This is a genomic window from Marinitoga sp. 1135 (assembly GCF_013363245.1).
GTDB classification, from domain to species: Bacteria; Thermotogota; Thermotogae; order Petrotogales; family Petrotogaceae; genus Marinitoga; species Marinitoga piezophila.
The window spans coordinates 154944-180543 of record NZ_LBEZ01000003.1 but is presented as its reverse complement, the minus strand read 5'-3'; the positions used below and the strand labels follow the sequence as shown (position 1 = coordinate 180543).

At 26.3% G+C, this 25600-nt stretch carries 17 protein-coding genes and 1 CRISPR repeat array; of the genes, 5 read left to right on the top strand and 12 right to left on the bottom strand.

Annotated features, from left to right (window positions below; all coding sequences use genetic code 11):
* Positions 1–20 precede the first annotated feature (20 nt).
* The 3 genes from XO10_RS10490 to XO10_RS02235 form a co-directional block, all read right to left on the bottom strand.
* A complete protein-coding gene (locus tag XO10_RS10490) occupies positions 21–821 on the bottom strand; it encodes a RidA family protein (RefSeq protein ID WP_014295944.1) in 801 nt (266 codons plus the stop codon).
* Positions 822–834: 13 nt separating this feature from the next.
* Positions 835–1899: a peptide chain release factor 1 gene (prfA, locus tag XO10_RS02240; RefSeq protein WP_175418169.1), complete on the bottom strand. Its 1065-nt coding sequence runs from the start codon at positions 1897–1899 to the stop codon at positions 835–837.
* Between the two features lie 68 nt (positions 1900–1967).
* On the bottom strand, positions 1968–3509 hold the full coding sequence (locus tag XO10_RS02235) for an iron ABC transporter permease (RefSeq protein WP_175421081.1): 1542 nt from the start codon (positions 3507–3509) through the stop codon (positions 1968–1970).
* 56 nt (positions 3510–3565) lie between these two features.
* Here XO10_RS02235 and XO10_RS02230 point away from each other — a divergent pair, with 56 nt between their 5' ends.
* Positions 3566–4696, top strand: a complete 1131-nt coding sequence (locus XO10_RS02230; protein ID WP_175421080.1) for a metallophosphoesterase — start codon at positions 3566–3568, stop codon at positions 4694–4696.
* A gap of 171 nt (positions 4697–4867) precedes the next feature.
* The gene (locus XO10_RS02225; protein WP_075780278.1) at positions 4868–5866 is read left to right on the top strand and encodes a LacI family DNA-binding transcriptional regulator; all 999 of its coding nucleotides are present in this window, start codon (positions 4868–4870) and stop codon (positions 5864–5866) included.
* Here XO10_RS02225 and XO10_RS02220 read toward each other — a convergent pair.
* From XO10_RS02220 to XO10_RS02180, 9 genes are all read right to left on the bottom strand, one after another.
* Positions 5863–6534 carry a Crp/Fnr family transcriptional regulator gene (locus tag XO10_RS02220; RefSeq protein WP_175418099.1) on the bottom strand — a complete coding sequence of 224 codons (672 nt, stop codon included), beginning with the start codon at positions 6532–6534 and terminating at the stop codon, positions 5863–5865. The genes XO10_RS02225 and XO10_RS02220 overlap by 4 nt on opposite strands.
* A 113-nt stretch (positions 6535–6647) precedes the next feature.
* The gene (locus XO10_RS02215; RefSeq protein ID WP_175421079.1) at positions 6648–6977 is read right to left on the bottom strand and encodes an AAA family ATPase; all 330 of its coding nucleotides are present in this window, start codon (positions 6975–6977) and stop codon (positions 6648–6650) included.
* 143 nt (positions 6978–7120) lie between these two features.
* Positions 7121–9836: direct repeats of the CRISPR family, unit length 36 nt; unit sequence GTTTCTATCTCTTTCAGAGAGCAGTTATATTCGGAT.
* Positions 9837–10459: 623 nt separating this feature from the next.
* Positions 10460–10972: a YkvA family protein gene (locus tag XO10_RS02210; protein WP_175421078.1), complete on the bottom strand. Its 513-nt coding sequence runs from the start codon at positions 10970–10972 to the stop codon at positions 10460–10462.
* Between the two features lie 60 nt (positions 10973–11032).
* Positions 11033–12421, bottom strand: coding sequence for a hypothetical protein (locus tag XO10_RS02205; RefSeq protein WP_175421077.1), 1389 nt, complete (start codon positions 12419–12421; stop codon positions 11033–11035).
* The gene (locus XO10_RS02200; RefSeq protein WP_175421076.1) at positions 12411–13286 is read right to left on the bottom strand and encodes a TerB family tellurite resistance protein; all 876 of its coding nucleotides are present in this window, start codon (positions 13284–13286) and stop codon (positions 12411–12413) included. The genes XO10_RS02205 and XO10_RS02200 overlap by 11 nt, the downstream gene beginning before the upstream one ends.
* Positions 13287–13290: 4 nt before the next feature.
* On the bottom strand, positions 13291–17457 hold the full coding sequence (locus XO10_RS02195; protein ID WP_175421075.1) for a hypothetical protein: 4167 nt from the start codon (positions 17455–17457) through the stop codon (positions 13291–13293).
* Positions 17454–18347: a hypothetical protein gene (locus XO10_RS02190; RefSeq protein ID WP_175421074.1), complete on the bottom strand. Its 894-nt coding sequence runs from the start codon at positions 18345–18347 to the stop codon at positions 17454–17456. The genes XO10_RS02195 and XO10_RS02190 overlap by 4 nt, the downstream gene beginning before the upstream one ends.
* Positions 18348–18408: 61 nt before the next feature.
* Complete coding sequence (locus XO10_RS02185) at positions 18409–18678, bottom strand: hypothetical protein (RefSeq protein WP_175421073.1); 270 nt, start codon at positions 18676–18678, stop codon at positions 18409–18411.
* 21 nt (positions 18679–18699) lie between these two features.
* On the bottom strand, positions 18700–20043 hold the full coding sequence (locus tag XO10_RS02180; RefSeq protein ID WP_175421072.1) for a hypothetical protein: 1344 nt from the start codon (positions 20041–20043) through the stop codon (positions 18700–18702).
* A 131-nt stretch (positions 20044–20174) separates the two neighbouring features.
* Here XO10_RS02180 and XO10_RS02175 point away from each other — a divergent pair, with 131 nt between their 5' ends.
* Genes XO10_RS02175 through XO10_RS02165 form a run of 3 tightly spaced genes read left to right on the top strand, consistent with a single transcriptional unit; the run spans position 20175 to position 25575 of the window.
* The gene (locus XO10_RS02175; protein WP_014295934.1) at positions 20175–22499 is read left to right on the top strand and encodes a S1C family serine protease; all 2325 of its coding nucleotides are present in this window, start codon (positions 20175–20177) and stop codon (positions 22497–22499) included.
* A 20-nt stretch (positions 22500–22519) separates the two neighbouring features.
* Positions 22520–23386, top strand: a complete 867-nt coding sequence (locus XO10_RS02170) for a hypothetical protein (protein ID WP_014295933.1) — start codon at positions 22520–22522, stop codon at positions 23384–23386.
* Complete coding sequence (locus tag XO10_RS02165; RefSeq protein WP_175421071.1) at positions 23383–25575, top strand: DUF4230 domain-containing protein; 2193 nt, start codon at positions 23383–23385, stop codon at positions 25573–25575. Before XO10_RS02170 ends, XO10_RS02165 begins: the two co-directional genes overlap by 4 nt.
* Positions 25576–25600 lie beyond the last annotated feature (25 nt).

Genomic DNA, 25600 nt, shown 5'->3' with positions numbered 1-25600 from the left:
CCCTTCTTTATTATTATTTATTACTTTTTAGCAATACATGCAATTTCAACCATTGCATCTTTTGGTAATTTAGAAACTTCTATAACAAATCTTGCAGGATAAATTTTTTTAAAGTAATTTTCATATACAACATTAAATTCATTAAACTTAGACATATCAGTAAGAAAAACCTGCACCTGAACAACATCTTTTAATGAAAAACCGGAAGATTTCAAGATAGTTTTAATATTCTCCATAACTTGTTTTGTCTGTTCAACAAAACTTTCAGGTATTTCACCAGTTTCATAATTAATAGGCAATTGACCTGATATAAATAACTCATCATCTTTTAATATTGCATGAGAGTATGGACCAACAGCAGAAAAATTCTTTGGTGTTACACTCTTTTTATTATTAAAGAGTTTTAATCTCATTTGATGACCATCAAAATAATCGAAATAGCTTAAATTTAGAGTTTTTAATAAATCCTTCAAATGGTCTTTTTCCTCAAAATACTTAAAGTAATTATTTAATATAAATGCGTATAAAACATTATAGAGCATATAATATACAGTAAAAGTATATACATTTAATTTTATTAATGACATAGAAATCATATACGCAGAAGCAATTACTATCATACTAAAATAATGTATTATTGTATGTAATCCATCTTTTGTTCTTGAAAATAAATATGTTCCTGTCAATAATATTAAAGTAGTTAAAGTAAAAAAGAATAAGAAAAATCCTGTAACCCCAGATGATGTGCTAACACCAGAGAATCCAATTATAAATGTCAAAATCCAGGACAGTTTATAAGCAACATCAATATAAAACTTCATACTCTCATCCCCCTTAGATTTCCAGATTTTCCAATTTTTCTGTTAAATCCCATTCCATTAATTTATCGATTATTTCATCTAAATCCCCGTCGAGTATAAATCCTAATCTATATGATGTATAACCTATTCTATGATCTGTAACTCTATTCTGAGGGAAATTATATGTTCTAATTTTTTCACTTCTTTCCCCGGTTCCAATTTGCGATCTTCTTTGAGAGGTTAATTCTTCATGTTGTTTTCTTAATGCTTCTTCATACAACTTTGCCCTTAAAATACTCATAGCAGCTTCTTTATTTTGATGTTGTGATCTTTCATTTTGACATGTAACAACAATCCCTGTCGGTAAGTGGACAATTCTCACGGCAGACTCTGTTTTATTGACGTGTTGTCCACCAGCACCTCCCGCTCTATAGGTATCAATCCTTAAATCTTTATCCTCTATTTTAACATCAACATCTGTTGCTTCAGGCAATACTGCAACAGTTGCTGTTGAAGTATGTATTCTTCCTCCTGATTCTGTAACAGGAACTCTTTGAACCCTATGAACACCACTTTCATATTTCAATCTACCAAAAACACCTTTACCTTTTATTTTTATAACTGCGTTTTTTGTTCCGCCAATACCTGTATCGCTTAATTCCATTATTTCATGTTTCCAACCCTTATTTTCCGCATATCTTAAATACATTCTCATTAAATCGGAAGCAAATAATGCAGCTTCTTCTCCGCCTGTACCAGCACGGATTTCCATAATTATATTTCTTTCATTTATTTCATTTCCAGGTATTAAAAGGCTTAAAATTTCAAGATAATAGTTTTTGAGGTTTTTTTCAGCTTCTTCAACCATGGAATTATATTCTTCTTCATCTATCTCTTCAGCGTGTTTTAATTCTTCAAGCGCTTTTATATCCTCATTAACACTTTCATATTTTTCAAATAATTCCTTTAATGTTGAAAGTCTGTTATGCTCTTTTCCAAGAGATTGTAATAAATCGAGGTTAGAGGTTACCTCAGGATCTGCGAGTTTCTCTTCAACCTCTTTTAATTTTTCTAAAACCTTTTCTTTAAAAGATAATATTTCCATATGCACACTCCTTATACCCTTTTTTGCTATTATATCATATTTTTATATATTCTTGAATACCTTTAAACTTCTTCTTTTAATAAAGATGTGGAAATATAGAATATTAAAAATATTATTATTACAGTTATTGAGGACATTGCCTGACTTTCCAGATAATATCGTGCGTTTGATAGAGTGTAATTAATATTGGATACTATGGGGAAATAATTTGAAACTTGCATTGTATAAGAAATTGTAAATTCACCAAAAACTATGGCAAATATCTGTAAAAAAGAACTTATCAGGGAATTTTTTAGTATAGGCATTTCAATAAAAAGAAATGTTTGGAATTTATTTGCTCCGTCAATTTTAGCAGCTTCAATAATTGAGTTATCAAAGGATAAAACGCTTTGTTGTAAAAATGTGTATCCAAGAGGTATTGAAATTACAAGATATCCAATAATCAATAAAATAGCATAAGGAATTGAAAATTCAATATTTAGAATAAGCAAACTCATAGCAATAAATGTTGAAGACACTCCCAGAGAAGAGATAATAAAAATATTTGCAAATCTCATATCTTTATGATTCTTAATATTCCTTAAAATGATATAAGATAAAAAAATAGAAATTATTCCTACTATTAACGCGATAAGTGTTGTATTATAAATACTTTTTATGACAGGATAATATTTGTTCAAACTTTTAGAAAACAGATTATATAATCCTTTTATTGTAAATCTATTATTTATAAAATCATAAAATCCTGAAAAAATTCCCACAAATACAATACTATATTCAAATAATACATAAAATATAGAAATAAAAAAGGTTATCATAGAAGTTTTAGAAACATATAGCTCTTCTGATGGAATTTCATGGATCTTTGGAAGTGAAATTATAAAATTAAGAATAATTAGAATTAAAAATTGAATCAATGCGTAAGACAAAGCTTTTGAAAAATTCAAAGAACTTCTTAAAGTAGTGAAAATCGCAACCTCAAATGTGGAATATTTTATTCCACCAAGTGAAAGAACAATTGCAAAACTAACAAATGAATACATAAAAACAAGAAATCCACCTTTTAAAACAGAAGGGATAATAAGCGGAACCTTTATAAATCTTATTATATCCTTTTTGGAAGCACCGTCTATTATTGCATTTTCAATATAATTTTTAGGTATATTCCTTAATGCGTCTGAAATGTATTTTACAAATATTGGAGAATTATAAAACGAATGAGCTATTATAATAGCTGTTAAGGTGTATAATATATTCAAATCAAAAATTTTATTTATAATTCCATTATTTCCATATAAAATCGAAAATGAAATTATCGTTGAGATTGGTGGAAAGAAAAATGGAATAAAAAATGAATTTTCAAGGATTTTACTTAATGTATTTTTATTATTAGCAACATATATTGCAGGTAATATCGAGATAATAAATGAAAATACAGTTGATAATGAGGCTTGATAAACAGTGTTTTTTAGTATCCTTAATGTTCTTGCTCTAAAAAATACATTTAAAAAAGTATGAAAATCAAAGTAGTTAATCATTAAGATGGATACTGGAAAAACCCACAATATAGCAAATATTATTATATATAAATGTATTTTTCTCATAATGTCCTCCTGAAAAAAAGTTATAAACCAAATAATTGTATATTTGAGGTGAAAGAATGAAAAAATATATTCTATTATTCATATTATTATTTTCAGCTTTATATCTCTTTTCAAAATCACTATTTTTATGGCCACCATACATTACATATAATGGTAAAGATTTATTTTTAAATTTCAAAACAAATGGAATAATTAAAGGACTTTCCATTCATATTATAGATAAAAATCTAAACGAAGTATATTCTATTAAATTACAGGAAAATGAACTTTATCATATGCCAATAAATATTGATTATGTTAATGAAAATTTTGAATATATTATAAAACAAAATTCAAAAGTTATATACAAAAATACATTCAACGAATTTAATCCGTTAAAAAAGGATTTTACATTTGTTGTATATGGAGACACCAGATATTATGATAAACTTCATAGAATGATAGTAGATAAAATAATAGAAGAAAAACCAGATTTTGTAATTAATGTTGGAGATATGGTTGAAAACGGAGAAAATATCAATTATTGGACCAATTTTTTCAATACAATAAAAGGACTAAACATTCCATATTTCCCTATTCCTGGTAATCATGAAAAAAATTCAAAATATTATTATGCTGCGTTTATATTACCAGAGGGCGGAGGATTTCAAAACAAACAATGGTATTCATTTAAATATGGAAATTTAAATTTTATTCTTCTTGACTCAATTATTATCAATAATTCAGAACTATTTAAACAGGAAACAATATGGCTTGAACAAACTTTGAAAAACAATAAGAACTATATAAATATAATAATTTTCCATTATCCGTTTTGGAACAATTCAATTTATGCATGGAGAAGAGATAATAAAATACTTGAAAAAAAATGGCGTCCAATATTTGAAAAATATAACGTTAAACTTGTTTTTAATGGACATGTTCATGCATATGAACGATTTGAATTAAATGGTATTACATATATCACCACTGGTGGCGGCGGCGCACCGTTTGATCCAGGGCATAAAAAAATTTTAAATCCTTATACTAAAAAACTACATTATGGATATCTTGAATATGTTCTTTTAAAAGTAAAATCTGGTAAAATCACAGTCATAACAAAAGCAGTTGGAAAATCGGATAATTATAAGATGAATAATGTAAAATCTTTAGATATGGTTTTAGATTTTTTTGAAATTGATAAATAAACAGTATTAATATTATGCATACAATAGCTTAAAAGAAATTTTTGCTCATATTTAATTATATCCTATAAACATTATGAAATATTGAATTTCACTTTATTTTAAATTTGTGATATCCTATAATTACGAAAACGTTTTCGAAACTACAAATAAAACAATGGGAAGGGATTCAATATGAAAAGAATAAATATCAAAGATGTAGCAAAGGAAGCTGGAGTCTCGATCTCAACAGTTTCAAGAGTAATAAACAAAAGTGCTCCTGTAAAAGAAGAATTGAGAAAAAAAGTAGAAGAGGCAATAAAAAAATTAGAATATAAACCCAGTATAGTTGCAAGAAGTCTTAGAAAAGGGAAAGCGAAAACAATAGGACTTGTTATTCCAGATATTACAGACCCTTATTTTCCGCATATAGTTAAAGGCATAGAAGATTATTTAAAAAAAGAAGATTATACATTGCTATTAAGTAATTCCGGTCAGGATTTAGAACAAGAAACAAAAATCATAGAAACATTTGAATCAAATCATATAGATGGAGTTATTTTTATAGGTAGTGGTCTTACCAATCCTTATTTAAAGCATTTAAAAGAACGTGGGATAAAAGTTGTATATCTCGACAGAATATTAAAAGGGATAGATGTTTCTTATGTAGTAAGTGATAATAAACAGGGAATGCATGATTTGCTCCAATATTTATACGATACAAATCATAGAAGTTTTCATTTTGTAAATGGTAATGAAAATACATTTAGCGCTCAGGTGCGTTACGAAGCTTTTGCTGAATTTATGGAGAAAAATAATATTAAATCATATAAACATATATATTCCTGTTTTTCATATGATGCAGGGTATCAGTATGGAAAAGAAATAGATTTAAAAAAACTTCCAGATGTTATAATGGGTGGTAATGATCTTATAGCTTATGGATTAATGGATGCCCTTGATGAAAGAGGTGTGAAAATACCTGATGATGTTAGCATTACAGGATTTAATGACATTCCATTTAGCAGACATTATAAACCATCTTTAACTACAGTAAGACAGCCAATATATAAAATGGGATATACAGCAGCTAATCTTATTATTCAAATAATTAATTCAGATGGACCGGTATTCAAAGGTATAGTTCTGAAAACTGAATTAATAATAAGGAATTCAACTAAAAAAAGAGATTAAATATCTTTAAAGATATTTTTATTCAAAATATAAATTTTATTTCCTTCCTTTTTTATAATACCTTCCTCTTCGAGTTTAGAAAACGCTCTTGAAAGAGATGGTCTTGTAACGCCAAATAAATGAGATAATTGCTCAACAGAATATTCGAGTATTACATAATCATCAGAAGAATCTTTTAATTTTCCTTTTATATGAAATAAGATTTTATCTTTAATATTGTTAAGAGTGATAAACCATAATCTTTGTGAAATAAAAACAAATTTTGTACCCAGATATTCGATCAATTCCTGCAGAAAGTCTTTATTATGCATACATAAATTTAAAACTTCATCTTTATTTATAAATGCTACTGTAGATTTCTCAATTGCAATTATATCAACAGGAATTATAGAATTTTTAGAAAATGTGGCTCCAACAGCAAGAAGGTTTGGAGCCTTTATTTCTTCTATTTCTATGATCTTTCCCTGAGTATCAGACATTTCAGCCTTAACCTGTCCTGATAACAAAATCATTACTTCATTAACCTTTTCTCCACGAAATCTAATAATTTCATCCTTTTTATAAGATTTTATAATCATCTTTTCTGAAGAAATTAACTCTTCTATTTCAGTTATTTTTAATGATTTAAAAATAGGAGTTTTCGATATTTGCTCAAAAATTTGTTGCATAATTTCCCACCTTTATTTCAGACGCTCTAGATTATCAATTGAATTATATCATAATAAAATTTATTCTCGACACTGATAATTTAATATAATATAAATAATTAGTTTTACGAATTTTAGGAGGATAATTGCAAATTTCGACCTGATCCCTGAAAACTAATAAATATAACAGGATATTTATTTAAATACTTTTCTAATATTTCCTTTTCATTCCAGATTTTTAAATCTTTAAATAAACTCTCACTGTTTTTTTTCATTGAAAAGAAATGTTCTAACATGCTCATATTTAATGTTTTTCCAAATCTCCTTGGTCGAGTGATTAATATTACTCTTCCAGCTGATAATATATCCTTTATGAGCATACTTTTATCTATGAAATACATATTGTTTTCCATTATGGTTTTAAAGTTGCTTTCTCCCAGAGGAAGACTTTTTAATTCCTTCATTTTTTCACCCCCATGGTGTTATTATACCATACACAAAAACTCCTGCATTGAAAAATGCAGGAGTTTTTTGTCTCTTTTAGAGAGTGGTTGTAAATTAGATGATGAAAAGTTTAAACACTATGTTTTCAAACAATCATAGTTTCGTTTCTATCTCTTTCAGAGAGCAGTTATATTCGGAATACCTGAATCAATGAAGGAAGAAAAAATCGAGGAAATGAAGTTTCTATCTCTTTCAGAGAGTAGTGATATTCGGATTCGGGGAATGTTGCAGGCATGGACGTCGGTGCAGTAACAAGTTTCTATCTCTTTCAGAGAGTAGTGATATTCGGATTATAGACAGAATCGATTTATCACCAGAAGCAGACGAACTTGGTTTCTATCTCTTTCAGAGAGTAGTGATATTCGGATAAGAATATTTTTTGATTGCAGAAGGAGCATTTGATTATTTTGTTTCTATCTCTTTCAGAGAGCAGTTATATTCGGATCTTCTTGGTATGGAATCATACTATGATTATTTAGAATTTGTGTTTCTATCTCTTTCAGAGAGCAGTTATATTCGGATAGAATACCAGATCTGATATGTAATGCAAAAACAAAAGCAGCGTTTCTATCTCTTTCAGAGAGCAGTTATATTCGGATTATTGAATTAAAAAAAAAATACTAAGGAGGTAATTAATATGGTTTCTATCTCTTTCAGAGAGCAGTTATATTCGGATATGCAAAAAATTCCAAAGGCAGGTTTCTGTCTTAAGAGCCTGTTTCTATCTCTTTCAGAGAGCAGTTATATTCGGATCCTAACAGAGCATTAGATGTAAGAGATGAATTAGAAAAACAGTTTCTATCTCTTTCAGAGAGCAGTTATATTCGGATAAATGATAAAGGAGGTTATTTATTAAATGTTGATTTATAGGGTTTCTATCTCTTTCAGAGAGCAGTTATATTCGGATAGAAGCCAATAGGGAGGAGTTTTTAGCCTATGCTCGACAGGAGTTTCTATCTCTTTCAGAGAGCAGTTATATTCGGATGGGTCAAAGCATTACCTCCAAGACTCCTTGGCTCTCATAGTGTTTCTATCTCTTTCAGAGAGCAGTTATATTCGGATAAGGAGGTGCAATAAATGTGAAAGCTTACATCTTTGACATGTTTCTATCTCTTTCAGAGAGCAGTTATATTCGGATGATTCAGGAATTGAAAAATATCTTACTTTTATAGCTGAAAGTTTCTATCTCTTTCAGAGAGCAGTTATATTCGGATGAAGAAGATGACGGGATAGAATATCCACCCGTCATCGAAGAGTTTCTATCTCTTTCAGAGAGCAGTTATATTCGGATCAGAATAAAGATTGTTCTACATATTACAATTAAAAATCAATGTTTCTATCTCTTTCAGAGAGCAGTTATATTCGGATTTCTTGTCATAACCATATATGGCGGAAATGATATTTGAATACTAATAGTTTCTATCTCTTTCAGAGAGCAGTTATATTCGGATATAAACGAATTAGAAGAAGGAACATATGAAACAATAGAAAGTTTCTATCTCTTTCAGAGAGCAGTTATATTCGGATGTAAAATGTAATTATATTGAAATTACAAGTGGATATTATAAGTTTCTATCTCTTTCAGAGAGCAGTTATATTCGGATTATGACATAAACAGCAAATGAAGGGAGTGATGAAAGTGAAAGTTTCTATCTCTTTCAGAGAGCAGTTATATTCGGATAGCCTCTACGATGGAAGTTTTGATAAAAAGTTTCAAATCAGGTTTCTATCTCTTTCAGAGAGCAGTTATATTCGGATATTATAAGTTATATTCAATGCAGTATATAAGAATTATAAATAGTTTCTATCTCTTTCAGAGAGCAGTTATATTCGGATTGAAAAAAGAATTTTGACCGGCAATACACCAACAAATACAGTTTCTATCTCTTTCAGAGAGCAGTTATATTCGGATTTATTTCAAGGTTCGAGACCGCTTAGACGGTCTCGAACCGGTTTCTATCTCTTTCAGAGAGCAGTTATATTCGGATCACTGATGGGAAAATATTTATTGGGTACGATTGGGAGTAGTTTCTATCTCTTTCAGAGAGCAGTTATATTCGGATCGCTTGAGAACTACTTCAAGGTTCGAGACCGCTTAAATGGGTTTCTATCTCTTTCAGAGAGCAGTTATATTCGGATTTGATTTTGTGGATGATGATTATATTTATGTATCCATCGTGGTTTCTATCTCTTTCAGAGAGCAGTTATATTCGGATGAAGATATAAATACATATGAATTTAAAATGATCCCAGAATTGTTTCTATCTCTTTCAGAGAGCAGTTATATTCGGATACCCATATCCACCACGATAACAACACCCGAAAAAATTTACAGTTTCTATCTCTTTCAGAGAGCAGTTATATTCGGATAAAGAATATAGTATTTATATCAAAACTCCAGTCTTTAAGGGTTTCTATCTCTTTCAGAGAGCAGTTATATTCGGATAAAAAATAAGCAAGGCAGGCTTTTGCCTGAAGAGCCTGCCGTTTCTATCTCTTTCAGAGAGCAGTTATATTCGGATAAATAAACACAATAAACAAAATGATAGAAGAAGATATAGTTTCTATCTCTTTCAGAGAGCAGTTATATTCGGATTTTAACTTGATGTTCAATGGAACAGGAAACATAATGTTTCGTTTCTATCTCTTTCAGAGAGCAGTTATATTCGGATGATTAACAAAAAGAATTTAGAGACTTTAGTAAAAAACAGAGTTTCTATCTCTTTCAGAGAGCAGTTATATTCGGATTAGATGGTTATCAAGAATAGTGTTTTTAACAAAAGGTTTCTATCTCTTTCAGAGAGCAGTTATATTCGGATAGCTGGTTTCTAGAGTGGTTATTATTAGCGTTTTTTAGAAGGTGATTTTTCGAACCTGTTTTTTAATTTTGAAATTTTCAGCATTTTTTCGAATAAAATCTCTGTAATCCGCTTTTCATCTATATTCGTACCTGTTTTTCAGTTTTCTTTTGTTTAAGCTGCTTTCAGAGATTTTGTGTTTTTGGATTTAGGTCCGTATACGAACTATTTTTATTATAACATTCTAAAATCCTTTTGTCAAGTGGTTTTTGAAAAGTATTACAAAATCATAAACCTCTGCGAACCTCATAGATATGTTTTAGTTTATTTATGCGTATTTTATAGTTTTGTTATTTTTGCAAATATCTTTCTTTTATTTTTCTTTTATATTTAGTTTATTTATAAATTTCTTATTTCCGAATATTGCTGTTTTTTTTATCCATTCTTTATTATTGCTTATATTCCCTTGTACATTGTAATAATCTCATATGCTTCCATTATTGTTTTCATCCCCCATTCTCCTTTCGACGAGTTATATTTCTATTTTACTACTCATCATAAGCTTTTTCTTCCTTAGAGGGGGCGATTTATTTTACCATATACAATACTCTCCCTCTATTTTGAAGGAGAGTATACAAAAAGTCTTATTTTTTCTTCTCTATATTTTTGGAAAAATATGACATCACACTTCTAAAAATTTTACTATCAATAATAGCTTGAATATTATCAATCATTACCGAGACATTTTTTAAAACTTCTTTATCACCCGGCCATTTTTCTTCTACATACTCATATGGCAATTCCTTTAAAAGAGTTCTGAGGAATAATAATCCCATTAATACATCATCTAAATATCCAGCTGGTCCCAAAACCATTTCAGGCATAATATCTATTGGAGAAATAAAATATGCAAGATATCCAGTGATTTTTAGCTTATAGTCAACATATACATCTTTATCTTTTAAAACGGTAAGAAAAAAATAAAATAAATCTGGCGCAAGCAATATATATTCAAGGATTTTATTATCTTTATTCTTCCCAGCCCATTTTTTAATTTTATTTCTTAATTTTTTATAAAACGAACCGGACTCTATTTCAACTTTATTTTCATAACTATTTACTTCATTTTCAAAGTCTTTGAAATCATTATTTGGCATAAGTACACTCCTTTTAAATTAGTAAAAGTTATTATTTTTGGGTTTAATAAAAATAACATTTTATTTTTTTCCTAATTCTATAATTTCCATTTCTCTAGTAGAAGCTTTATCAAGTAGTTGGTAACTGTTAATTAATAATTCATCCCAAAGTTCATCATTAATTTTTTCCATATGAGCTATTTTAAATTTATGATTATCAAATATCCAGTACTTTATAGAAGGTATTAAATATCTAATTAAGGCTAACCATTCGGCATAGTTTATTGCAAGTGGATTACCGTGGTATATCATAACTTTTCCAGCATTAGCTGCAGCTGCAATTGAATGGGAAGTTAAAAGCATAGATCTAAATTTAGGATTTTTATTTAATTTAATATTTTCATCCGTTTCTTCAGTGAAATTTCGTATTAAAAAATATACACTTAAAAACAGGTTTATAGTTAAAGGGGTAATTGACATTGTTGCGAAATGTCTTAAATCATATCCGTAATGATACATCCATAAAGCTATATCTGATATTGTTGCTGTCTTGCCATTAGCTCTTTTGAAATTCCCGATATCTAAAATTCTAAAAGCGCTCGCGAAAGGTACAGGTAATCCTTTTTCAGTACAAACATCAGATATAAGATGTAAAACTTGTTTTATAAAAGCATTTAAAATACCATCATTTTGAAGTTTTTCAAAATTTTCTATATGTAATTTTCCATTAGAAATGGTTGTTGAAGTATTATTAATAATGTCGTATACACCAAAAATAAATCCTAAAATTGGATCGTGCCCTGGTGTGTTAATTCGATGATCGCTTCCACCAGTGTTATCGTATGGAACTTTAGCTATACTTTCAAAATATTTTTGCATATTTGCTGGTAGCTTAAGAGTTTGAAGTTTTTTTGTAAGGTTACTCCCTTTTTGTCCTTGATAAATTCCAACCTTTAAATCTTTCGGTATTTTTACTATAAGAAAATCTGTCAATGCTGCAAGAACTCCTGCGATTCCGACAAATATATAATCCCATCGATCCCATTTATATTTATTTTTATAATTTTCCTTTTTCATATCTTCAAGATCTTTCTCGTTTAAAAATGTTTCATAAGGTAAAAAGAGTTCTAAATTATTTTTTGTACAATAATTAATGGATTCTTTTACAAAAGAATTCCAATCAGAATTTTTAATTTTTTTCAGATCTTTGTCTATAAGTTTGGATTTTTCAAGATATAGATTATATATATTTTGTTCATCCCATTCTTTTATGTCCTCATATTCTAATAAATCGATATTATCTTCAATGTAATCCATTAATTTATTTAACTCATTAATTTGTGAGGATATATCTTCATTATTTTCGAAACTTTTTTCAATAATATCCAAATTTTTTTGAATTCGTTTTATTAGATGGAATTGCATAGAAAAAATAGGTTTTAAATCATTTAATTGTTCATTATTCAGCATATTCAATCCCTCTTTTTTTATTTTCAATAATCTGTTTTAATAATGTAATTCTTTTTGTTAATTGTTCTACAGCTTTTTTATTAGCTTCAGAATCATCTGCCTTTTTTTCTAAAATTTCAATTCTTTCAATTAAATCATTAATAGTTTCTTGAAGATTTTTAATTACTTGTTCAGCTCTTCTTTCTCTCTCTTTTTGAAATTTTTCCTTTTTTCGTTTATCTCCAATATCCAATATTTTAGCTAATATCATGAATACGGTTACACCTAATAATATTGCTGTTCCTATTCCCGGAACCATTCCAGCTCCTAATCCAAGCGCAGCAAGACCACTTGTAATTCCAGCAGCACTTAATCCTACAACACTTCCACTAAAATAAATAGCTGTAATAGGAACTCCTACAGCGCTTAATCCGGAAATAGCTGTTTTAATAGTATCTTTTGCATATTCATCGTTGAGTCCTCTTTCACGTATTTTTTTCATCTTTAAAACGAAATTTCTAATTTCTTTATCTTGTTCATCATTAATATTTAATTCTTTTCTTAAATATTTGAACAGGTTTTCTTGATCAGAGGTTATAATATCATTTGCATAAGCAACATCAATTCCATTTAAATAAGCTGTATATTGTATTTCTTTTTTATAATTTTTCATTCTCTCTAAAACTGCATAAAAATCTGGAGGTGAAACAAGAAAATTTTTTATTTCCTGTTTTCCATTTTCAGAAAAATTTTCAGTATTTATATATTCAAAAATAACCTTTAATTCTTCTTTATCAAGTTCTCCATCAGCATATGCAACTGAAAACATTATGCTGTAAATATCAAGAAGTTCTCTTTCTGTAAGTTTTTTTTCATAGTTTTTCATAATTTCACTCCCTTTTATTTTTCTGTTTTTTTGTAACTTTTATTAAACTTAAAACAATTACTAATGATAATAAAACGTAAAGAGATGGAATTACAAATTTATTAGTTATAGGACTAATTACATTTTTACCTACTACTTCTATACTTTTATTTACTGGTTCTAATGCTTCTGATAATAACTCAGGTTCTGATAAAACTTTATATATTGCTGGTAAAGTGGCTAACCCTAAAAAAGTTTTTGGATGTTTTTCTATATAATCCAGGATAATATCTAATTTTTTATAATTTTTTATAATTTTGTTGATGGCTTCATCACCATATTTAGAAGATAAAACTAACACTTTAGTCCCAAATCTTTTAATTAAATTGATACCGTTATCACCATATTTAGAAATTACAGGAATTATTTCATCCCCGTTTTTAGTAATTAATTCAACAGCATCATCACCGTATTTTTGTAATACTTTATATGCATCATCACCGTATTTAGTATAAGCATTTATTAATAATCCTTCGTATTTATTAATAGCTTTAATACCATCATCACCATATTTCTCTACAATAGGAGCTACATTTTTTCCAAATCTTTTAATTAAATTGATACCGTTATCACCATATTTAGAAATTACAGGAATTATTTCATCCCCGTTTTTAGTAATTAATTCAACAGCATCATCCCCGTATTTTTGTAATACTTTATATGCGTCGTCGCCGTATTTAGTATAAGTATTTATTAATAATCCTTCATATTTATTAATGGCTTTAATACCATCATCGCCATATTTCTCCACAATAGGAGCTACATTTTTTCCAAATCTTTTAATTAAATTGATACCGTTATCACCATATTTAGAAATTACAGGAATTATTTCATCTCCATTTTTAGTAATTAATTCAACAGCGTCATCCCCGTATTTTTGTAATACTTTATATGCGTCGTCGCCGTATTTAGTATAAGCATTTATTAATAATCCTTCGTATTTATTAATAGCTTTAATACCATCATCACCATATTTCTCTACAATAGGAGCTACATTTTTTCCAAATCTTTTAATTAAATTGATACCGTTATCACCATATTTAGAAATTACAGGAATTATTTCATCCCCGTTTTTAGTAATTAATTCAACAGCATCATCACCGTATTTTTGTAATACTTTATATGCATCGTCGCCGTATTTAGTATAAGCATTTATTAATAATCCTTCATATTTATTAATAGCTTTAATACCATCATCACCATATTTCTCTACAATAGGAGCTACATTTTTTCCAAATCTTTTAATTAAATTGATACCGTTATCACCATATTTAGAAATTACAGGAATTATTTCATCCCCGTTTTTAGTAATTAATTCAACAGCATCATCCCCGTATTTTTGTAATACTTTATATGCGTCGTCGCCGTATTTAGTATAAGCATTTATTAATAATCCTTCGTATTTATTAATAGCTTTAATACCATCATCACCATATTTCTCTACAATAGGAGCTACATTTTTTCCAAATCTTTTAATTAAATTGATACCGTTATCACCATATTTAGAAATTACAGGAATTATTTCATCCCCGTTTTTAGTAATTAATTCAACAGCATCATCACCGTATTTTTGTAATACTTTATATGCATCATCGCCGTATTTTGAAAATATATTAGAAATAATTTTTAAATTTATCTTTCCTTTATCAGCCAAATCAAGCATTTTTACAGTAAAGTAAAGTCCTTTTTTATTAAATATTTTATATACATCATCTAGATTATCTAATATTATATTTTTATATTTTGGATTTAATGAAATTAAAAACTTTATACCATTATTACCATTTTTTGAAACAAATTCAATTCCCTTATCACCATATCTAGCAATAATAGGAACAATAGAATCACCATATTTTTTTGTAACTTTCAAAATATCATCGCCATATTTTTCAAAAGCTATAAAACCTTCATCTCCAAATTTATTAATAATTTCTAAAAAAGAACTTCCATACTTAGAAGTTAATTTTAAACCTTCTTCGTCATATTTGGATATTACTTTTATAACATCATCATCGTATTTTTCAATTAAGTTGATAACTCTGTCTCCGTACTTTTTTAAAACTTTAACACTTTTATTTCCATATTTTATAGTTAATTTAATACCTTCATCACCATATTTGGCAATAATTGGTATAACCTCATCGCTATATTTTTCCAGTAATTTTATTGTTTGGTTACCATATAATCCAAACGCTATAAATGCATCATCACTATATTTATTAAATTGTTGCAAAAAAAATCTTCCGTAATCATCAATTAAATTGATACCATCTTTTCCATATCTGGAAATTACTGGTACAACATCATCTCCATTTTTTTTAATTAAATTTATTGTTTCATTACCATATTTTTTAAATGCGTTATACGCAAGATTACCATATTTATTAATTCCATTTATAAAATCATTACCATATTTTTCTATTAATTTGACTGAATTTTTTCCATATTTTTTGAAAATTTTTATAAAATCATTTTTATATTTTTCTATTAATTTTATACCTTCTTCTTCATATTTAGAAATTATAGGTGTAACATCATTTCCGTATTTTTCAATTAATTTAACAGTTTCATCTCCGTATTTACTGAAAGCTTTATATATATCATCACCATATTTGTTAAAAGCTTTTATAAAATTATCGCCATACTTTTCAACTAATTTAATGCCATCATCACCATGTTTGGAAATTATAGGAGCAACATCATTTCCGTATTTTTCAATTAATTTAACGGTTTCATCTCCGTATTTACTGAAAGCTTTGTATATATCATCACCGTATTTGTTAAAAGCTTTTATAAAATTATCGCCATACTTTTCAACTAATTTAATGCCATCATCACCATGTTTGGAAATTATAGGAGCAACATCATTTCCGTATTTTTCAATTAATTTAACAGTTTCATCTCCGTATTTACTGAAAGCTTTGTATATATCATCACCGTATTTGTTAAAAGCTTTTATAAAATTATCACCATACTTTTCAACTAATTTAATACCATCATCACCATGTTTAGAAATTATAGGTGTAACATCATTTCCGTATTTTTCAATTAATTTAACAGTTTCATCTCCGTATTTACTGAAAGCTTTGTATATATCATCACCGTATTTGTTAAAAGCTTTTATAAAATTATCACCATACTTTTCAACTAATTTAATACCATCATCACCATGTTTGGAAATTATAGGAGCAACATCATTTCCGTATTTTTCAATTAATTTAACGGTTTCATCTCCGTATTTACTGAAAGCTTTATATATATCATCACCGTATTTGTTAAAAGCTTTTATAAAATTATCTCCGTATTTTTCAATTAATTTAATGCCATCATCCCCATGTTTGGAAATTATAGGAGCAACATCATTTCCGTATTTTTCAATTAATTTAACAGTATCATCACCGTATTTACTGAAAGCTTTATATATATCATCACCATATTTGTTAAAAGCTTTTATAAAATTATCGCCATACTTTTCAACTAATTTAATGCCATCATCACCATGTTTGGAAATTATAGGAGCAACATCATTTCCGTATTTTTCAATTAATTTAACGGTTTCATCACCGTATTTGCTGAAAGCTTTGTATATATCATCACCGTATTTGTTAAAAGCTTTTATAAAATTATTGCCATATTTTTCAACTAATTTAATGCCATCATCACCATGTTTAGAAATTATAGGAGCAACATCATTTCCGTATTTTTCAATTAATTTAACAGTTTCATCTCCGTATTTGCTGAAAGCTTTGTATATATCATCTCCGTATTTGTTAAAAGCTTTTATAAAATTATTGCCATATTTTTCAACTAAATTTATTCCTTCTTTTCCGTGTTTGGAAATTACTAAAGCAACATCATTTCCATAAATTCGAATCATCTTTAAAGCTTTAGTAGCATATTTTGTTCCTAACTTTACTAAATTTATGGATAATCTTATTTTTACAATAACGTTGGGGTTTATAAGAACATATACTCCATCTCGTAGTACAGCTATTTCATTAACATACTTACCTAAATTCGGCAATTTTTCAATCATTTCATTTCCGATTTTTGTTATAACACTTATAGGACTTGCTGTTAATTGGATAAAAAGAAATATGAAAGTAATAATTAATAATATATATTTTTTCATTTAACTTCCTCCAAATTAAAATCTAGAACAACGTCTTTCACTTTCTTTGAGTATTTTTTTGAAATTTCCTTTTTTAATTTGTTGATTAAATTTTTTGAAAATATTTCTATATTTTTATTTATTTCATTAATTAAATTTTTTCTCATTTCATCATTACTTTTTTTTATTACATTACCAACCCATACGTATGTTGTGATAGAAAGAATAGAAAAAGTTATAGGATTAGATAAACCTAATAAATTTAATACGGTAATTATTGCTCCTGCTGAATATGTAAAATCTACAATAGTATTTGAAACTATTAGATTTTGCATTTTAGATATTTTGACTGTAATATTATCTGAAAATATATTATCATTATCAAATATATTATAAATATCAAGTGTTTTTACTAATAATTTAAACTTTTCGTTATTTTCAAGAACTATTTTATCTTTATATTCTAGATTTACATATAAATTATTCATAAATATATAAAATTCTTTATTTATATTATATAGGAACTTTTTCATATGATTTTCTATTATTTCTTCTAATTTCGTATTGTCAAAATAATAATGTTCAAAAATTTTTTTTACGTAAGAGTTATAATTTTCCGGATTTTTTTTGGCAATTTTTAAAATTTTGTCTTTAGATTTATACCAAATGGATTTTATATTACTCCCAAAGTCTGTTATATCGTTTACGAATTGTGGAGTATAAACTTCATAAGAAGTAATATCATTATAGATGTTATTACATAAATAATCCAATTCTTTTAAAATTACATTGTCTAATTTATCAAGTTCTTTTTTTAGTATAATCTTACCTTCTGGAGATAAAATTAGATTATTCGCAGTAGCAAAAATAGTTGAAAAAAGAATTACAATTAAAATTAATTTTTTTCTCATAATAAAACACCTCCATATATAAATAAAATTAGAAAAAATAAAGATTATTCATTATTTCCAATTATTCCCAAAAACTTTTGCTAAAATCATATAATGCAGAAAGAATTATTACGATAATTATAAATATGGTAATTCCAAAAACATTTTGCCAATCAATCCAAGATAAAAAATCTATTAATTTTTCATAATATTCATAAAATGTTCCGCCTATAATAAAAACAGCAAATCCAATAAAAAGCAAAAGTAGTAGTATTTTTCCAAAAAATTCAACAAGAGGTGCAAAAAATATTATAAATAATATTCCTCCAAATATAATAGCTAAAATACTCATACCTTCCCTCCTAAAGTAATTTTAATTTTTATTCATCAAAACATTTGCAAAATAATGCCCTAAGGCACTAAATATATTAAAATCTTCATTATCATCATACGAATTATATTCATCTAGATTCTTTATAAAATCTTCTATAAATACTTTTAATATTTCAGGTGTGTATATTTCTCTGATAATAAATTGATAAATGATTTCAGCTTTTATTTCAGGATTTTTTTCAAATTTATATATATCCAATAACATGTTATATCTTCTTTTTGAGCTCATAATCATCAGATTATAAATTATACTTAATTTTGTATCATATGAAAAAGTTGAAAATTTTTTATATATTATATCCTCCACATATGGAGTATCAAATAATGAAATAGCAATATAATCTTCTTCCCTTAAATTTTCAAATTTAATATTGTCCTGTTTTTTACAATTATTTTCATATTTTAATATACATATTAGTGTTGCCAGTTCTTTTAAAGGTAAATAATTTGATTTCATTGCTTCCTTTGTTATTTCAAATAATTCTTCTAATTCATATTTTAATAATATTTTGTATGTAATATATTTTAATTTATCATTTTGTGTTTCAAAAAATAAATCTTTTATATCTTCAGATAATTCTTCAATATAAAATCTGTTTATAGTTTCAAGATATGTAATTTTATCTTCGTCATCATTCAGCATAAAAATATCATAAATGTCTATTAATCTATTTATATATTTTTCATTATAATAAGCAGCTATATTCTGGCTCTCTTTAATCCTTATTAATGCATATACAGAAGCTAATTTACATTTTGGATCCAAAAATTCATATAAAAACATAGAGCAATACTCATCGGTTAAAACATCTATAATTTTTTTTATAAAAAAAACTAGTTCTTCATTAGGTATTTCACAAAAAATTCTTTTTGCTATATTTGTTTCTAATAATAAATTTTTGGGATGTTTTAAAAATTTTTCTAAGAATTCCTGTATTTTCTGTTTATTCTCAGCATCTTTTAATATATCTTCAAATACTTTTTCAATTTCTATATATTTAAAATTTTCTGTATTTTTTAAATCCGTATTTAAATTTTGTTCTAATATTTCATCAAAATATTCTACTATTTCTTCTCGGTCTAAGCGTTTAGCTAAAATATATGGATTTAAAATATCATTATTGTTTAAAAGAGCATAAACTATATTATATCCGCTTTTTTCCATGAGTTTTATAACTTCTATGTTATCTGAAATAATTGCTGCATGAAGAGGAGTAATAGTTGTTTCTATACTTTCTCCAAATAAAAATTCATTATTTAAATACTTTTTATATATTATATCATTTTCGTGATTTAATATACTAAATATAATTTTTTCATCCATATTTTCCCCTCAATTTATTTAATCGAAACTCTTTTTGTTATTATAATTAAAGTTTTTGTATTATAATTATAACAAGAATATTTTGAAAAATCAATTATTATTTCAAAATTCATTAAAAAGGAGCTGGTTTTATGAAAAAATCATTTTTTCTACTTTTTATAGTATTATTAATTTTTAGTATTTTTTCTTTTGGGGATATAAAAATACTTAATATTTCAATGGAAGATAGAGATGAACTTTTTTATTATGCGCCTATAGTTACAAATAATTATATTATTTTAGCTTCTCCAGGAACTCCGGATAAAGATTATAATGATGCGGGAATATATTTATTAGATAAAGAAAATTTGGAAATTCTTGATGTTTTTAAGACGTATTCTCCCGTTTCAATAGTTTCTGGTGAGTGTTTTTATCCAGGATATTTTAGTACATATTATGCATATTATGATAATACATTAATTTCTTTTTATGTATCAGATTCTGAAAAAATCAGTGTTGAATGGAAAAAGTCATTTGAATATAAAGATATTGAGATAACCAATGATTTTGACAATGATTTTATTATTAAAGAGAATAAATTAAATGCAAGAAAGAACGATATTATCATAAAAATTAACGATGAATATCTATATAATTATTCCGATATGGCAAAATATCTTGAAAATTATTCTGAGGATGTAGCTACATTACATCTCTTAAGGAATAATAGTAATATTTCTTATGTTTATAAAACCAATATTGTTACAAAACCTGATTATATAATTTCAGGTGTTATTTATAGGGATGAATTTGATTTTTCTGATAATTTGTTTATCCAAACTGAAAAATATATATACCAATTGGATTATGAAGGAAATATAATAAATAGATATTATGCTGAAAAAAAGTCTCATAAACTCCCTCCTACATTTTCAGACCTTAATCAGGATGGGAAAATTGAAGTGGTGTTTTTTGAAGATAATTATATTAAAATATTGGATAATGGTAATTTGATAAAAATAGATTTTGATTATTGGTATCAAGATGAAGAGGATATTTTTGCACCAATTTCAACAGTTTATTACGCAGATGTAGATAATGATTATTATCCAGAAGGCGTTTTTGTAGATAAAAATTTTACTATCAATTATATAGAATATGATCCTACAACAAAGTCTTATTATATATCTTATAGTGAACTTCCCAATAAAGGTAATTATAAGTATCCGTTAGTTTCAGGGAATGTTGTTTATGACTTTAATTTTACTGGAGATTTATTGACGTTAATTACATATAATAAGGAAATATATATGCTGTCGTCTGATGAAAAAATAATTTCAAAAAAGATTTTAAAATTTCCAATTATTTCAAGACCATATATTTATTGGAAAAATGGTTGGTTTATTGTTTTAACACAATATGATTTTGACAATGAAAAAACATTTTTAACTAAATTAAAATATAAAGATGAGAAGTTTGAAATAATTGATACATATGAATATAATGGTTTTTATTTATTGGAAGGTTATATACCTTATAATGATAACATTTATGCTTTATTATGTAGTTCTGAAAATACTATTTTACAATATATAGAAAAAGATGGAACTGAGATTTTTGAGGCATACAAAACATATATGTCAAACAACAATAATTTTATTGACTATATACAAACTTTTAAAAAACATGATTTAAAAAATAAATTATTAATAGCAGAAAGAGGAGAAGAAATTATTTCTCCAGAAGAGATTGCAAAGAAAATGGAGAGTGTTGTAAGAATAAATAATTATGTTTATTCTTCTTATGAAGAATTGGAAGGTTCAGGTAGCGGTTTTATAATTGCTGAAGATGATTTTTACTATTATATTGCAACAAATGCACATGTTGTTTCCACAATAGGTGAAGATATAACGAAAGATATATCTTATTACGGACTTTCCATAACTTTTTTTAATGGCGAAACTGTTTCTCCAGAAGAAGTTTTTATAAATACTACATTTAAAGATATAGCGATTTTAAGCATATCTAAATTTTATCTTGATAACACATATCCGGTATTGCCTTTAGGATTATATTCTCATACTATTGGAACAAAGGTTTATGCTTTAGGAAATCCAGAAGGATTAGATTTTACATTTACTCAAGGTATTATATCAGCACTAAGATTTGCAAGGATTAATGAATTTTATAATATAAACAATAACAAATTTTTTGAATTAATTCAAACAGATGCTGCAATAAATCATGGGAATTCTGGAGGTCCTCTTATTGATAAGTATGGAAATGTAATAGGAATCAATTCTTTGGGGGGGGATAAAAATATTACCGAAGGCTTAAATTTTGCTATTTCTGCAAATGATCTATATTATGAAATAAAAAAAGATAATTTTATTAAATTATTTTATGATTCCAGATTACCAAATGATTGGCTTTTTAAAACGTTAAAGAATAAATTTAGTAAATATTATAATTATTGATAAAAAACAGGAGGGATTTTATGGACGAGCAGGACAAAGTTAAAAAGAAAAATGGAATGTTAAAAAGATTTGCTGTAATCCTGTTTTATATAGGGATTTTTATATTATTTGTTTTTATTTTTAATTATTTCTTTCCCGTTGAAAATGAAGTGTCAGCTCCCAAGAAAAGTTATTTTGACAATATAGAATATATTGTGTTTAAAGAAATTCAATTTAATAATTATATTGTGTATAAAGACAATAATCAAAACAAGGCAAGAGTTTATTATATTAAAGGTAGAGCAGAAATAAAGTTTAATGTAGAAGATTTAAAAAAGAGAATCGAAAGTGATTCGGTAACAGGTAAGGAAATAGTGTATATTTCTATTCCACAAAAAGATATGTTGAAAATTGATGTTGAAATAGAAAATTCAAAAGAAATTGATACATTTCCAATTGAAGTAAAAAGTAATAATAGTAATTTGATGGATATTACAGAAAAATTTTCACCAGTAGTAGGAACAGTTTTGGGAGCCTGGATTGGTAGCAAATTAACAAATATTTCTATTTTAAAGAATTTTAAAGCTATAAATATTGTTGGAACATTAGGTGGAGCTGTTGGAGGATATCTTTTAACGAAGCATTTTGTTAGAAAATTAGAAAAATCTTCTTCTCAAAGCTCAAATACAGTTAATGATCTTTCACTTGGATTAGACGAAGAGATAAAAGCAAAAGCAAAGGATTTAATAGCTCTTGAGTTTTTATACGGGAATGATAATGAATTTAAAAAAGATATTATAGAATACTATAAATCGGAATTCTTAAAAGCTGTAAAACCACTATATTCAATTCAAGATGAAAATGTTGAGGTTGTATGGGATAATAGTTTATTGGAAGTGATACAATGAAGAAAATGATAATTAGAATACTAACTCTAGCATTAATAATAGGAATAGCCTTTTTGGTTTCGAGATATAATATAATTTCTAATTTTTTTGCTAAATCTAAAGAAGTTTCAGTACAAATTCCAAGTCTGAATATTGAAGCTATAAGAGATTTAGCCCAATTAAGAGTATTCTCATATAATATGGATTTTCTGTTTATAGCAAAGGATGAAAATAATAATTATTATGTCGCTATATATCCATATACTGTTGAAGCAGGGATAGATTTGAATAAGATAAAATCAGAAGAAAAAGTTTATTCAAAAGGAGTAATTTATTTTCCAAGTCCTGAAATTTTCTATTATGGTGAATCTTTTGATAAAAAACCTATTATTGTAACCGATCAAATAAAAATAGATTCTTCTTATTATAAAGACAATATAAAAGAAGGATTTAAGATGTATTCAAGGGATATTGCAATAAATAAAGGAATTTATGAAAAAACAGAAAAAGCGTTAAAAGAATATTTGAAAAAGTTTGTTCCTGAAGAATATGATTTGAAATTTTCCGAACCTGATAATAACTTTACAAAAATTAATGCCGAACGTTTTCAAGCGTATTTTAAATTAACTAATGAGTTATATAGAAAATACAAGTTTTCTGATGAAAATGGCAAATATTTTGCAGAGTTTTTAAATAAAGAAGATCCAGAAATTAAATTTACTTTTAATTTTTCACAAGAATATAAAAAGGATCATAAAACATTTTTTAATGATGTGGAATCTAAGTTTAAAGGGGAATTATGTTATAAACTGGTAAACCCAGATAATCCTTTTGATTATAATTATTCCTTTAAAATCAATCGAAATAAAAATACCTTAATTGGATTCATATTAAATGGTGGAGATTTAATAAATTTCAAATTTAATACTCAGAATGAAGAGGATTTTAAAAAGTATACATCAGATTTTATTTATTACATGTTTTCATATAGAAATAGTCAAAATAAAAATTATACAGAAGTTGGAAAATATAAGGATTTTATAAATTATTTATACAAGAGCCAGATTGCAATAGATGAAGAAAAAATAAATACGCTCGAAAACTTAGGGGAAAATATTCTTTCCTTACAAAGAGATGTTTATAGTGAATATGGAAATTTATTTATTAACCTTGAAAAATTGATAGAGAAAAATATAGATACTTCAGAAAATATAAACGATTATAATTTGAAATTATTAGCCAAAGCGTATTATTACATAAATAATAAGGATAAACGTATAATTGAATTAATAGATGATTTAAAAACATGGTTTGAAAAAAATGAAAATATAGAAAATGCTTTTGAGCCTTATCTTATGCAGGAATATTATAATTGGAATATAAATGAAAAAATAAGTTTATTAAAAGATAAAGTGATGACTTATTTGATGATTAACTATAAAAATTATTTAAAAAATGATGAAATAGAAAAATATAAAAGAGAAATAATCAATGAAGGAATTTATTATTCAAATGTATGGAATAATATTATTAATTCCGATATAGAACGAAAAGAATATCTAAAAAGAATTTATCTTAATATTGTAAAAAATCAGAAATTAGAGCATTATCTCTATTATGATAAAGATAAGAAATTAGTTAGAATTAAGGATTTTAACGATCCAGACTTTTATCTTTCTGACATTTATTATGATTTTCAGGTTAAGGATAAATATAATAACATTATTCTTGATTCAGATTCATTAGCAAATGCCTTTGTTGAAATGTATGAAAAGTTTTCTGAAAAAGAAAAGGAAAATTTCAAATCTTTAATTAAAGATAATTTTGATGATGAATATTACTTTTTTAGTGATGTAAATTCAAAAAAATTCTTTAAGAATAACTTTATTATTGTATTAACTCGAAATGCTTTTAACCTTCCAAAAAATGCATTTAAAGTATATACGGTATTTGTATTTGGAAAAAATGGTTTGCTTCTTTTTGAAACATCAAAGAAAATATTTGGAGATGGATTTAAACTAAAATATCAGAAATTTATTGAATATTCTGAATTACCAGAAAAATTGGAACATAAAAATGCTTCTATTAAAGCTATATTGGATGTTTTAAATGATACTGAATCAAACAATCTAACAGAAGAAATATGCGAAAATCTCAAGTATCTTATTCGATTTATTCTCAGAAATAAGGTTAATGTGTTTGGATTATAAACAAAAAGGCTCTTCAAAACGAAGA